Source organism: Hydrogenoanaerobacterium sp., from assembly GCF_032017025.1.
GTDB lineage: Bacteria > Bacillota > Clostridia > Oscillospirales > Ruminococcaceae > Hydrogenoanaerobacterium.
In genome coordinates this window covers 1-15335 of sequence record NZ_DALZQO010000027.1, presented here as the reverse complement: position 1 = coordinate 15335, position 15335 = coordinate 1, and the positions used below count along the sequence as shown (strand labels likewise).

At 50.0% G+C, this 15335-nt stretch carries 14 protein-coding genes; 4 read left to right on the top strand and 10 right to left on the bottom strand.

Annotation, left to right across the window (positions count from 1 at the left end; translation table 11 throughout):
- The first annotated feature begins 80 nt into the window (after positions 1–80).
- The 4 genes from rnhA (at position 81) to mnmA (ending at position 3431) form a co-directional block, all read left to right on the top strand.
- Positions 81–530 carry a ribonuclease HI gene (gene rnhA, locus RTV33_RS13550; RefSeq protein WP_312645102.1) on the top strand — a complete coding sequence of 150 codons (450 nt, stop codon included), beginning with the start codon at positions 81–83 and terminating at the stop codon, positions 528–530.
- 110 nt (positions 531–640) lie between these two features.
- Positions 641–1819 carry a cysteine desulfurase NifS gene (gene nifS, locus RTV33_RS13545; protein ID WP_312645101.1) on the top strand — a complete coding sequence of 393 codons (1179 nt, stop codon included), beginning with the start codon at positions 641–643 and terminating at the stop codon, positions 1817–1819.
- A 132-nt stretch (positions 1820–1951) separates the two neighbouring features.
- Positions 1952–2377 (top strand): Fe-S cluster assembly scaffold protein NifU, encoded by a 426-nt coding sequence (nifU, locus tag RTV33_RS13540; RefSeq protein ID WP_312645125.1) that lies wholly within the window; start codon positions 1952–1954, stop codon positions 2375–2377.
- Positions 2361–3431: a tRNA 2-thiouridine(34) synthase MnmA gene (gene mnmA / locus RTV33_RS13535; RefSeq protein ID WP_312645124.1), complete on the top strand. Its 1071-nt coding sequence runs from the start codon at positions 2361–2363 to the stop codon at positions 3429–3431. Before nifU ends, mnmA begins: the two co-directional genes overlap by 17 nt.
- A 102-nt stretch (positions 3432–3533) precedes the next feature.
- Here mnmA and RTV33_RS13530 read toward each other — a convergent pair whose 3' ends face one another.
- The 10 genes from RTV33_RS13530 to infB form a co-directional block, all read right to left on the bottom strand.
- Positions 3534–4328 (bottom strand): ATP-binding cassette domain-containing protein, encoded by a 795-nt coding sequence (locus RTV33_RS13530; protein WP_312645123.1) that lies wholly within the window; start codon positions 4326–4328, stop codon positions 3534–3536.
- A 15-nt stretch (positions 4329–4343) separates the two neighbouring features.
- Positions 4344–5267, bottom strand: a complete 924-nt coding sequence (locus tag RTV33_RS13525; protein ID WP_312645100.1) for an ABC transporter permease subunit — start codon at positions 5265–5267, stop codon at positions 4344–4346.
- A gap of 125 nt (positions 5268–5392) precedes the next feature.
- Positions 5393–6442 (bottom strand): ABC transporter substrate-binding protein, encoded by a 1050-nt coding sequence (locus RTV33_RS13520; RefSeq protein ID WP_312645099.1) that lies wholly within the window; start codon positions 6440–6442, stop codon positions 5393–5395.
- Positions 6443–6779: 337 nt separating this feature from the next.
- A complete protein-coding gene (locus RTV33_RS13515) occupies positions 6780–8900 on the bottom strand; it encodes a polyribonucleotide nucleotidyltransferase (protein ID WP_312645098.1) in 2121 nt (706 codons plus the stop codon).
- 244 nt (positions 8901–9144) lie between these two features.
- Entirely contained in the window at positions 9145–9411 is a 267-nt protein-coding gene (gene rpsO, locus RTV33_RS13510) for a 30S ribosomal protein S15 (RefSeq protein WP_312645097.1), read from the bottom strand.
- 126 nt (positions 9412–9537) lie between these two features.
- Positions 9538–10452: a riboflavin biosynthesis protein RibF gene (gene ribF, locus RTV33_RS13505; protein ID WP_312645096.1), complete on the bottom strand. Its 915-nt coding sequence runs from the start codon at positions 10450–10452 to the stop codon at positions 9538–9540.
- A 15-nt stretch (positions 10453–10467) separates the two neighbouring features.
- Positions 10468–11364, bottom strand: a complete 897-nt coding sequence (gene truB, locus RTV33_RS13500; protein WP_312645095.1) for a tRNA pseudouridine(55) synthase TruB — start codon at positions 11362–11364, stop codon at positions 10468–10470.
- A 222-nt stretch (positions 11365–11586) separates the two neighbouring features.
- Complete coding sequence (locus tag RTV33_RS13495) at positions 11587–12573, bottom strand: bifunctional oligoribonuclease/PAP phosphatase NrnA (RefSeq protein ID WP_312645094.1); 987 nt, start codon at positions 12571–12573, stop codon at positions 11587–11589.
- Positions 12574–12589: 16 nt separating this feature from the next.
- The gene (gene rbfA, locus RTV33_RS13490; protein ID WP_312645093.1) at positions 12590–12943 is read right to left on the bottom strand and encodes a 30S ribosome-binding factor RbfA; all 354 of its coding nucleotides are present in this window, start codon (positions 12941–12943) and stop codon (positions 12590–12592) included.
- A gap of 109 nt (positions 12944–13052) precedes the next feature.
- Positions 13053–15335: translation initiation factor IF-2 (gene infB, locus RTV33_RS13485; RefSeq protein ID WP_312645092.1), on the bottom strand; the 2283-nt coding region annotated here is incomplete at its 5' end.

Below are 15335 nucleotides of genomic sequence, written 5' to 3'. Positions count from 1 at the left end.
AATATATGGTAGCAATTTTAAGATACGCAACGTTTATGCCGGCAATGAAGGCAAACTATTTAAAACCGCAGGAGGTAGCCATGCCGCAGGAATTAAAGCATGTTGAAATTTTTACCGACGGCGCATGTTCCGGTAACCCGGGCCCGGGCGGCTACGGCGTGATTCTACGCTGCAACGGTGTGGAAAAAGAGATTTCGGGCGGTGACAAAGCCACCACCAACAACCGGATGGAGCTGCTCGGCCCAATTACCGCGCTGCGTGCACTGAACCAGCCCTGCAGAGTAACGCTGTATACCGACTCGCAATATGTAGCGAACGGCATTAACAAAGGGTGGGCACAGAAGTGGAAGGCCAATGGCTGGATGCGCACAAAAAAGGACCCTGCTCTCAATGCAGATTTATGGGAACAGCTGCTTACCGAGCTTACCCGCCATGAGGTGACAATACAGTGGGTAAAAGGGCATGCGGGGCACCCCGAAAACGAACGGTGCGACCGCTTGGCAGTTGCAGAATGTGAGCGCCATAAATAGTTTTCAAATAGGTATTGATTTTCCTACTAAAAAGGTATATTATTAACTTGTAGGATTAAAATAACAGTTTATATAGAAAAGTACAGATTTATGTCTGGTGGAGGACGATTATGGCAGAAAAAAGATTTGTATACGCAGACAATGCTGCAACCACTAAAATTTCTGATGCTGTTTTTGATGCAATGGTTCCATGGCTGAAAGAAGGCTACGGCAACGCATCCAGCATCTATCGCAAGGGCGATGAAGCTGCACGTGCGCTGAACAAAGCGCGTGAGCAGGTTGCATCGGCGCTCGGCGCACAGCCTCGTGAGATTTTCTTTACCTCCGGCGGCTCAGAGGCCGATAACTGGGCAATCAAGGGTGTTGCCCGTTCCCTCGCTGCCAAAGGCAAAAAGCACATCATTACCTCGGTATTTGAGCACCATGCAGTGCTGCATACCTGCGATACTCTGCGCAAAGAGGGCTTTGAGGTCACTTACATTCCTGTTAACGACAAAGGCTTAGTGAGCGTAGAAGATATTAAGAATGCAATTCGTGAGGATACCGCAATTGTTTCGATTATGTATGCAAACAACGAGATCGGTACCGTTCAGCCCATTGCCGAAATTGGCGCTGTTTGCAAAGAGAAAAAGGTATTATTCCACACCGATGCGGTACAGGCTGTAGGCAATGTGCCCATTGATGTAAAAGAACAGAACATCGATTTGCTGTCGCTTTCTGCACATAAAATTCATGGGCCTAAGGGCGTTGGCGCTATGTACTGCCGCAGAGGCATCGTACTGCCAAACCTGATTGATGGCGGCGGGCAGGAAAGCGGCAAGCGTGCCGGCACCGAAAATGTCGCCGGTATTGTAGGGTTAGGTGTTGCCATTACCAACGCTGTTTCCACCCTGCCCGAACGCATCGCAAGGCTGCGTGCAATGAGAGATCGCCTGATCGACGGTTTGCTGCAAATTTCTCACTCCCGCCTCAACGGCGACCGTGAGAAACGCCTTGCCGCCAACGTCAATATTTCGTTTGAGGGTATTGAGGGCGAATCGTTGCTGCTTACTCTGGATGCAAACGGTATTTGCGCTTCTTCCGGTTCGGCTTGCACCTCGGGCTCGCTTGACCCAAGCCATGTGCTTCTTTCTATCGGGCTGCCCGCCGAGATTGCACACGGTTCTCTCAGGCTTTCTATCAGCGACGAAACCACGGAGGAGGACATCGATTATCTGCTAGCGGTCGTCCCTGAAGTAGTTGCTAAAATACGGGCGATGTCCCCGCTATGGGAAAAAATTGTGGGGTAACACCCCTATCAAACAACAAATGGCTTCCTTCTAAATAAACAGAAGGCTTTTAACCCATAAAAATCTATTTCACAATAAGGCTCGCCATTTTTACAGCGGTGAGCGGATTAGAAAGGAACAAAGCTTATGGCAATGTTATATAGCGACAGAGTTATGGATCACTTCAGCAACCCCCGCAACGTGGGCGAACTTGATGATGCAAACGGCATCGGTGAGGTTGGCAATGCAAAATGCGGCGATATTATGAAAATGTACATCAAGGTGGATAAAGGTGTCATCACTGATGTAAGATTCAAAACCTTTGGCTGCGGAGCCGCCATTGCGACCAGCTCGATGGCTACTGAAATGATTAAGGGCAAAACCATTGAGGATGCATTAAAGGTTACGAACAAAGCAGTTGTTGAGGCTCTTGAGGGCTTGCCACCGGTAAAGGTTCACTGCTCTGTTCTAGCTGAGCAGGCTGTGCGTGCTGCAATTTCCGACTACTATACCAGACTGGGTATTGACCCCACTCCTATCGTAGGCGAAATCGGTGACTGCCATGCATGTGAACACTAACGGTAAAAAAGTACTTGTTGCACTAAGCGGGGGAGTTGACTCCTCCGCTTGTGTTTATTTGCTGCAAAAAGCAGGTTATTCTGTTGAGGCTGTGGTGCTCAACCTCTTCCCTGCTGCGGCACCTACGGTTGCAGCCGCACAGCAAACCGCCGACCTATTGGGTATAAAACTGCATGTGGTAACCGAGCATGAAACATTTTTACACAATGTGATACTGCCATTTTGTGAGGAGTACCGTACCGGTAAAACCCCCAACCCCTGTGTGATGTGCAATCCTTCCACCAAGTTTCACTTTATCCTCAAGGCGGCAGATGAACTTGGCTTTGATTACATTGCCACAGGGCATTACGCCTCGGTGGAGCATATGGTCAAAGACGGTGAGGAGCATTATCTGCTTAAAAAAGCCGACTTTCTGCCGCGCGACCAGAGCTACATGCTCTACCGCTTGGGGCAGGACGTGCTGTCACGCCTGTTGCTGCCGCTGCAGCACCTTGCAAAGGATGCGGTGCGTGCGGTTGCGGCCGAGGCAAAACTGCCCTGCGCCACCAAGCCGGACAGCCAGGAGATTTGCTTTATCCCCGACAACAACTACCCCGCTTACATCGAAAACCTGCTGGGCAAAGCCCCCGAGGGCGACTTTATTGCGCCGGAAGGCAAGCCCTGTGGCAGACACAAGGGTATTTTGCATTATACGGTGGGGCAGCGCAAAGGGCTTGGCATCGCATTGGGACGCCCTGTGTTTATTAAAAGTATCGACGCCGAAACCAACCGCATTTATCTGGCTGATTCGGGCGATGAATACGCAAGCGGTGTGCTGCTGCACAGCTGTGTTGTTCACCCGCACCCTGTTCTTGCAGATACGACCCATCTCGGTGTAAAAATACGCTCGGTTGCAAAAGAAGCCCCTGCTACCGTTACCCTGCTGCCAGACGGCGGAGCTCGGGTAATGTTCGATACCCCGCAGCGCGCTCCTGCCCCCGGGCAGAGCGTGGTATGGTACCATGAGGATTACGTTGTGGGCGGCGGATTCATCGCAGAGCAGATTCAACTGTGATTGTTGTGTATGGTTAAAAAACAGATAGCAAAAGAGTGGTGCCCAAAAGGGTACCACTCTTTTGCTATCTGTGAGCGCGCTTGCCTGTAAGGGTTTCCCCATTTATGCAAGCATCATTCTGTCATTTGCAAATTCATCGCCGCTTACTGTTTCGAATTTCTCCAGCAGATCCTTCACATGGAGGTTTTTCTTTTCCTCACCCTCAATGTCAAAAATCACTCTTCCCTCATGCATCATAATCAAGCGGTTGCCAAGGCGAATGGCATCCTTCATATTGTGGGTGACCATCAGTGTGGTGAGGCTATCTTTTGCTACAATCTGTTCGGTAATCTCCAAAACCTTGCGGGCGGTTTTTGGGTCGAGCGCAGCGGTGTGCTCATCCAGCAGCAGTAGCTTTGGCTTTTGCAGGGTCGCCATCAGCAGGGTGAGTGCCTGCCGCTGCCCACCCGAAAGCAAGCCCACCTTAGAGCTCAAACGGTTCTCAAGCCCAAGGTCAAGCAGCTTCAGGCGCTCTTTATAATCGTCGCGTTCTGCCTTGGTAATGCCCCAGCGCAATCCGCGCCTTTTACCGCGGCGAAATGCCATGGCAAGGTTTTCTTCAATGCCCATATCCGCAGCAGTACCCATCATAGGGTCTTGGAACACACGCCCAAGCAGCGCCGCGCGCTTGTATTCCGGTTGTTTGGTAATATTTAAATTGTCCAGTACAATCGAACCCTCATCACAGGGGAATACCCCCGCCGTAAGGTTAAGTAAAGTGGATTTACCTGCACCGTTGCCGCCGATAACGGTGACAAAGTCGCCTGGTTTCAGGTGCAGGTTTACGCCCCCCAGTGCTACTTTCTCATTGATTGTGCCGGCATTAAAGGTCTTTGATACATTGGTAAGCTTTAGCATCGTTTCCATCCTCCCTTATCTTACAGCTTGCTTGCGTGGAAATTTGCCAAGCTTAAATTTACTCTTAAATACTGGGACAGACAGCGCAATCGCAACTATAATTGCGGTGAGGAGCTTGAGGTCGGTCGATTTCATACCGATTTGCAGCACAGCTGCAATGATGATGCGATATACAATGGAGCCAACCACTACAGAGGCAAGCTTGTAGGCAAAGCTGAAACGCTTGCCCATCAGCACCTCGCCGATGATGACCGATGCAAGACCGATGACAATAGCGCCGATGCCCATGCCCACGTCGGCGTAGCCCTGTGTCTGTGCAACCATTGCACCCGAAAGAGCCACCAGACCGTTCGACAGCATAAGACCTGCAATTTTCATTGCATCGGTATTGCCGCCCAATGCGCGTACCATATATTCGTTGTTGCCGGTTGCACGAATGCAGCAGCCAAGCTCGGTACCGAAAACCCAGTACAGCGCTACAATTACCACCGCTGCTACAGCTAAACCCAGCATCAGTGCAACGGTATTATCCGAAAGCGACGGCACCCATTTTTTAACCTCGGTCACTACGGTGTTTATACCCAGCAAAGGGGTGTTTGCCTTACCCATGATGCGGATATTAATGGAATACAACGCAAGCTGCGAAAGGATACCCGAAAGAATTGCCGGAATTTTCAGTTTTGTATGTAGCATGCCTGTAATGCAGCCTGCAATGCAGCCCGCAACCAGCGCAAACAGTATCGATAAAAATGGGTTCATCCCTTTTACAATTAGGATAGCCGTAACCGCACCGCCCGTTGCAAAGCTGCCATCCACCGTCAAATCTGCATAGTCCAGTACCTTGTACGTAATATAGACGCCAAGCGTCATAATGCCCCACAGCACACCCTGTGCCACTGCACCGGGAACTGCGAGCAGTAAGCCTTGTAGTAAACCCATAGCTGTTCCTCCCAAATATGTTCTAAAATAACAACAATCTACAGCGACAGGAGCTGCAAAAGCCCTCTATCGCTGTAGATGAACGCGGCATTTACCGCGGCAAATTCTGTTACACCTACAGGCCTTTATTGTGCTGCAACGGTCTCCACAATTTGTGCCTTACCCGCCAGCGCCTGAGGAATGGTGATGCCGAGCGCTTCAGCGGTTGTTTTATTGATGATAAGGTCGGTCTCTTTGAGATACTCAATGGGCATATCTGCAGGTTTTGCACCCTCAGCTAAAATTTTAACAGCCATGGCCGCGGTTTGTTTGCCCAGGTTGTAGTAGCTCAAGCCGTAAGTAGCAAGCCCACCGTTTTTGACCATGCCGCCCTCTGCAACAATGACGGGCAGCTTTGCGGGGTTGGCAACCATTGCAACAGTTGCCATACCGGCAGCAATTGTATTATCGGTAGGGGAGTAAACCGCATCTACCTTACCTACCATAGACTGTACAACCTGCTGAACCTCGTTGGAGTTGGAAACGGTGTAATCGACACTTTCAATGCCCATTGCTTTGAGTTCCTCTTTTGCAAGGTTCACCTGAAATACAGAGTTTGCCTCACTGGAGCTGTAGAGCATGCCCACCTTTTTTACGGTTGGAACCAATTCTTTAATCAGGCTCATCTGCTCTTTAATGGGGTTGAGGTCGGAGGTGCCCGAAACGTTGCCGCCGGGTGCTGCATTGGTTGCAACCAGTTTTGCATCGGCAGGGTCGGTAACCGCAGTCACCAAAATGGGAATATCCTTGGTTTTGTTTGCAACCGCCTGTGCCGCAGGGGTAGCAATGGCAAGAATCAGATCGCTTTTGTCGTTCACCAGCTTGTCGGCAATGGTAACACAGTTTGCCTGCTCACCCTGCGCATTCTGGTAGTCGATTTGGATGTTTTTACCGTCTTCGTAGCCAGCCTCTTTCAGTCCGTCAACAAACCCAAGGTATGCCGCATCGAGTGCGTCATGCTCAATCAGCTGAACAACACCTATTTTTAAAATTTTATCTGCAGATGGCTCACTGCTGGGTGCTGCTTCTGGAGCACTGGAAGAAGTGCCGGAAGCAGCCGGAGCCGCGGTTCCGCCACAGGCTGCAAGGCTAAGCGCTACGGATGTTGCCAGTAAAATCGCTAATATCTTTTTCATATTGTTCTTCATCCTCTCAAAAGCGTTATCGCTTTAACGTTATAGTGCTTTAATGCTTTAAAATGGTTAGTGAATAAAGTATACAGCTTTTTTAAATACACGTCAAGTCAGCATCATTACAAACATAAGCTGTATATTACCTGCAAAAATGGTGAATATGCCGTAAAAAAAGCAGAGGGTAATACCCCTCTGCCCTTAACTCTTTTTGCTGTTTTTCACCTCAAGCGGACAAACTACAGTATGCGTTTGTAATTTGTCCATTCAAAGAGTTCTTCTAAAATAAAAAACTGCACTCTCCGCATAAAACAGAGAGTGCAGCATCCATTATTAAATTACTTTAGTTCTGCTGTGCTTTTTTCTTTTCCTCCAGCTTTGCAATCGCATCTTTTCTGGAAAGGTTAATTCTGCCCTGCTGGTCGATCTCGGTTACCATAACCACAATCTCATCACCAACCGAAACAACGTCCTCTACCTTCTCAATACGGCTGTTTTCCAGCTTGGAAATGTGGCACAGGCCCTCTTTACCCGGAGCAATTTCAACAAATGCACCGAAGGTCATAATTCTTGTAACCTTGCCTTTGTAAATCGCGCCCACTTCGGGGTCGATAGCGATGGTCTCTATGACCTGAACTGCACGGCGGCAATCTGCCATATTGATTGCAGATACAAACACCTTGCCGTCATCCTCAATATCGATTTTGACGTTGCAGTCCGCACAAATTTTCTGGATTACCTTGCCGCCCGAACCAATGACTTCTCTGATCTTATCAACAGGGATCTGGATCGAAATCATCTTGGGTGCGTATTCTGAAAGCTCTGCGCGGGGCTCGGGAATAACAGGAGTCATAATATCATTAAGAATATAATCTCTCGCTGCATGAGTTTTTGCGAATGCTTCTTTCACAATTTCGGGGGTCAAGCCGTCAATTTTGAGATCCATCTGGATTGCGGTGATACCCTTATGGGTGCCGCCAACCTTAAAGTCCATATCGCCAAAGAAGTCTTCCAGCCCCTGAATATCAACCATGGTCATCCAGCGGTCGCCCTCGGTAATAAGGCCGCAGGAGATACCCGCTACAGGAGCCTTGATGGGAACACCGGCATCCATCAGAGCCAATGTAGAGCCGCAGATGGCGCCCTGCGAGGTGGAACCGTTGGAGGAAAGAACCTCAGAAACCAGACGCATTGCATACGGAAACTCCTCCACGGAGGGAAGAACGGGCTCAAGGGCTTTCTCTGCAAGCGCACCGTGGCCAATTTCACGTCTGCCGGGGCCTCTGCTGGGCTTGGTTTCACCCACCGAGTAGGAGGGGAAATTGTACTGATGCATATAGCGCTTGGTCTCTTCGCCGTCAATGCCGTCAAGAATCTGCGCGTCACGCAGCTGGCCGAGGGTTGCGATGGTTAGCACTTGTGTTTGACCACGGGTGAACATACCAGAGCCGTGTACGCGGGGAACCAAGCCGACCTGTGCATTCAGAGGTCTGATTTCATCAATGCCTCTGCCGTCAACACGTTTGCCCTCATCAAGCAGCCATCTTCTTACAATAAATTTTTGCAGCTTGTAGATGCATTCATTAATCATTGCGATTTTTTCTGGGTACAGTTCATCAAATTTAGCATGGATATCATCGACGATGGGAGCAAGGTTCGCATCTCTCTGATTCTTGTCATCGGTATCCAGTGCAACCTTGACACGGTCGATGGCAAAATCTTTGATTGCCTCGAACATATCGTGGTCAACTTCCTGAGATTCAAATTCAAATTTGGGTTTACCGATTTCAGCGACAACACCTTTGATGAAATTAACGATTTTTTTGTTTTCTTCGTGGCCCATCAAAATCGCTTTTAGCATGGTGTCGTCGTCGATTTCGTTCGCGCCCGATTCAATCATAACGATTTTCTCATCGGTAGAAACAACGGTGGTGGTCATCTGGGAAACCTTGCGCTGCTCAGCATCCGGATTGATGATGATTTCGCCATCCACAATGCCCATGTTCACGCCCGAAACAGGGCCGTTCCATGGGATGTCGGAGATTGCAATTGCAAAGGAAGCTCCGAGCATACCTGCAAGCTCGGGCGAGCAATCGGGGTCAACCGACATAACGGTCATAACAACCGAGCAGTCGTTTCTCATATCCTTAGGGAACAAAGGACGAATGGGACGATCGACACAGCGGGATGCCAGAATTGCCTTATCGGAAGGTCTGCCCTCTCTTTTAAGGAACGAGCCGGGGATTTTACCGACAGAATACAGCTTCTCCTCGTAATCTACCGAAAGGGGGAAAAAGTCGATGCCGTCGCGGGGACGCTGGCTTGCTGTGACGTTGCACAAAACGGTGGTTTCGCCGTAACGGACAAGACAAGAGCCGTTTGAGAGTGCACACATTTTACCGGTTTCAAAGCTGATCTTTTTACCGGCGTATTCTGTTTCAAATACTCTGAAATTTTCAAACATAATTTTGCTACCTCCATCGTGCCCCGGCAGCTTTCGGGTTTAGCAATAAATCCGCTGTTCAAACTTGTGTTTGAGCCTCCGATTCACTGCTAAATCACCTTTAGGCAGCCGAAGCTGGTTTTATTTTTCTACCTATTTCACCTGTGTTCGGGCCTATGCCTTAGACAGAATTGTGAATTTAGTTACTGTGTAAATATGCACCGAAAGGCAGATGAAAATCCATCTGCCTTCCGAATAGCAATCATTACTTACGTAAGCCAAGTTTTGCGATAATCGCACGGTAACGCTCGATATCCTTTTTCATCAGGTAGTTGAGCAGGTTACGTCTATGACCAACCATTTTCAACAGACCGCGTCTGGAGTGGTGATCTTTCTTGTGGATTTTGCAATGTTCGGTGAGTTCAACAATTCTCTTGGTGAGAATTGCGATTTGAACCTCGGGAGAGCCTGTGTCATTTTCGCTCAGGCGGTTTGCTTCGATTACTGCATTTTTTTCTTCTTTTAAAAGCATTGTAATACCTCTTTCTTTTATTACCGTGTATCGCAGCAGAGGGTAGGTATGTTCCCGTTTGACGGGCTTAATCCCTAAGCCGAGGTAACGGCTGCGTTAGCCTTATAAGTATAGCACAAGTGTCTATCATTGTAAAGCAAAAACTTCACATACTTCCATTGCCTGCTGTGCATCTCGATGGATGTTTCTTTTCAGCTCTTCCACCGAAGAAAATTTAATTTCAGGGCGCAAAAACTGTACGAGAGTAACCGGTACGTGCTTGCCGTAGAAATCTGCATCGATCCCCATGATATAGGTTTCTGCAAGCGGAACATTATCACTCTTCACCGTTGGCTTAACTCCAATACTCGTAACCGCAGGGTACTGCCTGCCCTCCACCTCGGCAAACGAAGCGTATACACCAAACCTTGGCAGCGCAAAGTTCACAGGGAACGGCTGATTGATGGTGGGGGCATCGATGGTTCTGCCCAGCCGCTTGCCGTGCACCACTGCAAAATCAAAGCCATAGCGTCTGCCAAGCAGGCGGTTTACTGTCTCAATATCCCCCTCGCGCAGCGCCTCACGAATGCGGGTGGAGCTGATTGCCTTGCCCTCATCCAGAATGGCAGGTACCACACAAAGTTCAATACCAAAACGCCCGCACAGCTGCTTCATGTCATCAATCGTGCACTGGGCACCTTTGCCAAAGCGAAAGTCGTAACCGCAGCACACCGCTCTGGCGCGGTACTGCCCGTACAACATATCGCGCACAAATTCTTCCCCTGTCATATCTTTGAACACATCAAAATCGGGGCAAAAGATTTCTTTTACGCCAAGCTTGTACAACTCGGCCTCTTTGGTCTCCTCGGTTGTGATGATACCGCTGCATGCTTTGGCTGCAGGTGAGCCGTGATTGGTGGTAAAGGTGAATACGCAGGGGTCCAATGATAGCTCACATGCAAGCTCCACCGCTTTACCTACCACCGCTTGATGCCCCCTGTGCACGCCATCAAAAAAGCCTAGAGCAATAGCAGCGCCCTTAGTTTCTCCAATTGTATTCAAAAACATACCACCTCCTTACACCAAAGAAAACAATTTATCCATATGAAGTTCATTTTTGTCATAATCGTTGTGTGCTATTCCTAAAAATTTAGTCTCACCGCCATAAACGGCGAAGGTACCGTCTATTCTGGGAATCTTATTGCGCACTAGGTCGAGCCTTACACCGTTTTGAAACAGCTTGGCGCGCCGTTCATCCAATGTTACACGGGGCAATGCCGCGAACACCGATTCAATCGGCAGTAGACGCTCAAACAGCGTACCGGCCTGTGACTCCTGCTGTGCCTGCTCCAACGTGATACAGTCGCGCAACATAAAGCCCGCTGCCTCGGTGCGGCACAGCTCGGTGAGGGTTGCACCGCAACCCAAGGCTTCGCCAATGTCATGGCAGATGGTGCGGATGTAGGTGCCCTTTGAGCAGCTTACATCGATGGTGTAAGTGTGAGCAATATCGTCTGACTCAAGCAGGTTCAGTTCATACACCGTGACGGGGCGTGTCTCGCGCTCTATCGTTTTGCCCTCTCGCGCAAGATCGTAAAGCCGCTGCCCATTCACCTGTATTGCCGAGTACATCGGCGGCAGCTGTTCAATATCACCTGCGAAGCGTTCCAACACAGCCTGTACATCGGCGGTAGTGGCCATCACCGGGGCTTCGCTGAGCACCTTGCCGGTAATGTCCTGCGTATCGGTGGTGAGTCCCAGCCGAAAGCGAGCACGATAGCGCTTGTCCTGGTTTGGCATAATATCGCATGCTTTTGTTGCACCCTCGAAAAACAGCGGCAACACGCCGGTTGCCATCGGGTCGAGCGTGCCGGCATGCCCGATTTTGCGAATTTTTGATATGCCGCGCATCTTGGCGATTACGTCAAACGAGGTAAACCCGGCGGGTTTATTAATCAGTAATATTCCTGTCATGAAAACCTCCAAAAATGGGGCTTTGTTCGTCTTCAGACGAAAAACTCACCTAAATAATCTCCCGCAGATGAGCCAAGCCCTGCCGGAAAGGCAACCTCTCCGGACTTTTAAAAGAAAATGCGACGCAGGCAAGCCCCAACCCATTACAGCAGAGAAAGCTGCCAGGTTCCCCTAACAGCTTCTTCTCATTGCCTGCTATCCACAGCAGCGAACCTTGCGCTGTCAACAAATACCTGTATCCAACCTATTTGCAGGTGCATCTGCAAACGCCTGCTCTACTACGTCCAGCACTTTTTTCTTTGCGTTTTCCAGTGTGTCTGCAATAAAACAACCCGAAGCGCGCGCATGACCGCCGCCGCCAAGCCGTGCACAGATTTCGGATGCATCGATGTATTTACCGGTGCGCAGCGAAACTTTGAACCCGTCTTCTTTTTCGCGCAGGGTAACGCCTACCTCAACGCCCTCAATCTGACAGGGAATGGTAGAAACACCCTCCAGCTCACTGTCGTCCGCACCCGCTTTCTCGAGCATTTCGCGTGTCATACAAATCACTGCACACTTGTTGCCGAAGTGGTACTCCATGGTATTGTACACCTCGCGCTCTATCGCGATTCTGCTCTGGGTTTTGCGCCCAAACATCTCACGGTTGATCTCTGCGTTATCCACACCTAGGTCAATCACACGGGATGCGATGAGATGGGTTTTTGCAGTGGTATTGGAGAAACGGAAGCAACCGGTATCGGTGGACAAGCCGGTGTAAATACAGGTTGCCATAGCAAGATCAAGCGGAACACCCAGTCTGTCAATCACATCGGCTACCACCTCGGCAGTGGCTGCGGCATCCGCCACCAGGTAGGTTTCTTTTGCATAAAAGGTGTTGGACGGATGATGATCAATACAAAGGTCCACCCGGTCGGTATATTTTTCACTGTTTTTTCCAAACAGCTGAGTGTCGGCAATATCCGCCGCCACAATAAACTGTTCGGTAAACTGCTCCGGCACATAATTGGGGAACATAAACCGGTAGCGCGGCGGAAAAGGATCAGAGCATTCCACACGGGCTCGCTTTCCCATTGCCTGCAATGCAAACAACAGAGCAAAGCAAGAGCCAAGCGTGTCTCCGTCAGGATTTTGATGTGCCAATATCAGAATGTTATCCTGCTCTTTCAGCCGCTCACATACCTGTTCGAGCGTAATTTCACTGCCCATCCATGTTCCCCCAATCTTAATTGTGTTTCGGGCGCTCGATATCTTCCATAATCTTGAGAATCTCTGCGCTTTGCTCAATGGAGTTGTCGGCAACAAATTTTATCGATGGTGTATGGCGTAAAGCCAAGCGGCTTCCCAGTTCGCGGCGAACAAAGCCAGCTGCGTTGTTCAGCCCCTTTACCGCCTCGGTAGCGGCCTGAATGCCGTCAAGTGAGCTGATATACGCCTTGCACACCGAAAGGTCTCTCGCGAGATCAATCTTTACAATGCTTAGCATGCCGGTGATTCTGGGGTCTTTCAGTGTTGCCATAATCGCCGTCAGCTCACGCTTTACATCTTCTGTTGTACGGTCTGCCCGATAGCTTCCCATAATTTATCTCCTATTTTTATCATTGCATCTGTCTTTGTTGTATTTTCGTTCATGGCAGAGTGTACAGCTAAGCTGCACTACTCTGCCCAAAAACAGCGAATATTACCCGCTAGTTTTCGCGATATTCCTCTACCTCGTAGGCTTCAAAAATGTCGCCCTCTTTGATATCGCTAAACTTTTCAAGGCTCATACCGCACTCATAGCCGCTTGCCACTTCTTTAACGTCATCCTTAAAGCGTCTGAGGCTATCCAGTTTGTCATCTGCAACAATGATGCCGTCACGCACAATGCGGATCTTTGCATTTCTGGTAATTTTGCCATCCAGTACATAACAGCCGGCAACCTTGCCCACGTTGGTAATGGTAAGCACCTGACGAACCTCTGCTCTGCCCAAATCGACATCGCGGTACTTCGGTGCAAGCATGCCCTTCATTGCGGTGCTAACTTCCTCAATTGCATCGTAGATGATGCGGTACAGGCGGATATCAACCCCGTCGTTGTCTGCTTTGAGCTTAGCAACAGGATCGGGGCGAACGTTAAAGCCAACGATGATTGCACCGGAAGCAGCCGCGAGCATAACGTCACTTTCGCTGACTGCACCGACCGCGCCGTGAATAACACGAACGCGAACCTCTGCGTTGGATATCTTCTCAAGCGACTGACGAACAGCCTCTACCGAACCGGCAACATCTGCTTTGACGATAATCGGCAGTTCTTTCATTTCGCCCTCGGCAATCTGATCAAACAGATTATCCAGTGTAACTTTGTTATAGCTCTGGAAGACCTCTTCCTTCTGATGATGCTTTCTTTGCTCAACCAGCTCGCGTGCCAGTTTTTCATCTCCAACTGCGTTGAAGATGTCGCCTGCTGAGGGCACCTCGGTGAGACCGGTAATCTCGATTGGCACGCTTGGGCCTGCCTCTTCTACTTTCTCTCCGCGGTCGTTCTGCATAACGCGCACTCTGCCGATAGCCGTGCCCGCAATAACAACATCACCGGTGCGAAGGGTACCGTTTTGTACCAGAATGGTTGCAACCGGGCCGCGGCCTTTATCGAGTTTTGCCTCGATAACAGTACCTTTTGCCAGTCTGTCGGGGTTCGCTTTGAGCTCTTTTACCTCTGCAACCAGTTGAACCATTTCAAGCAGAGTATCGATACCCTCGTGCGTTTTCGCAGAAATAGGAACGCAGATAACATCGCCGCCCCATTCCTCGGGAACCAGCTCGTGCTCGGTAAGCTCCTGCTTTACCTTATCGGGGTTTGCAGTAGGCTTATCCATTTTATTGATTGCAACTATAATCGGCACACCTGCCGCTTTTGCATGATTAATCGCCTCAACGGTCTGTGGCTTGATGCCGTCATCCGCCGCGACAACGAGGATTGCAATGTCGGTAATCTGTGCTCCGCGCGCTCTCATAGAGGTAAACGCCGCATGTCCCGGTGTATCTAAGAAGGTGACATGACTGTCGTTAAGGCTGACGCGGTATGCACCAATGTGCTGCGTAATACCGCCTGCCTCGCCTGCGGTAACCTGTGCGTTACGAATAGCATCGAGCAGAGAGGTTTTACCGTGGTCAACGTGGCCCATAACAACAACAACCGGGCTTCTGGGCTGCAGGTTCTCGGTGTCATCCACACTGTCGTCGATTAGACGGTCTTCAATGGTGACAACAACCTCTTTTTCAACCTTAGCGCCAATTTCCATTGCGACAAGTGCTGCGGTATCGTAGTCGATCACATCGTTCTGTGCCGCCATAACGCCGTTGAGCATCAGCTTTTTGATAATCTCGGCAGCCTGAACCTTCAGCTTGAGTGCAAGATCGCCAACCGTGATCTCATCGGGGATGGTGATCTCGAGCTTCTGGCGTCTCTGGCGCTCCATCTCGAGCTTGCGGAGCTTCAGCTGCTCCTGCTCGCGGCGCGAGTAGTTGGGCCTTCCGCGCTGAGCACTGCGTTGTGTCAGCTTTTGCTTTTTCACAATATTATCTTTTGCAAAGGTAGTGGGCGCAATTTGCTCGTATTTTTCGTTGTATTTGTCAAGGTTAACCTGTGAGGTTCTCATATCAACCACACGTACGTCTCTACCCTTATTGCCCTGTGCATCTACCACAAGCGGAGCGGCAGGCTTGGCAGGGTTGACAGCCGGACGCTGATAGGATGGTTTGGATGGCTGTGGTTTTGGAGACGGCGCATTGTTATTGTTGTACGGTTTGTTGCCCTGATATGCAGGGCGCTGGCCGCCTTGCCCGCCGCCTTGGTACGGAGGACGATTGCCCTGCTGATAAGCGGGGCGCTGGCCGCCTTGCCCGCCACCTTGGTACGGAGGACGATTGCCCTGAAATGCAGGCCTTTCGCCCTGCTGTTGCCCACCCTGATACGGAGGACGCTGGCC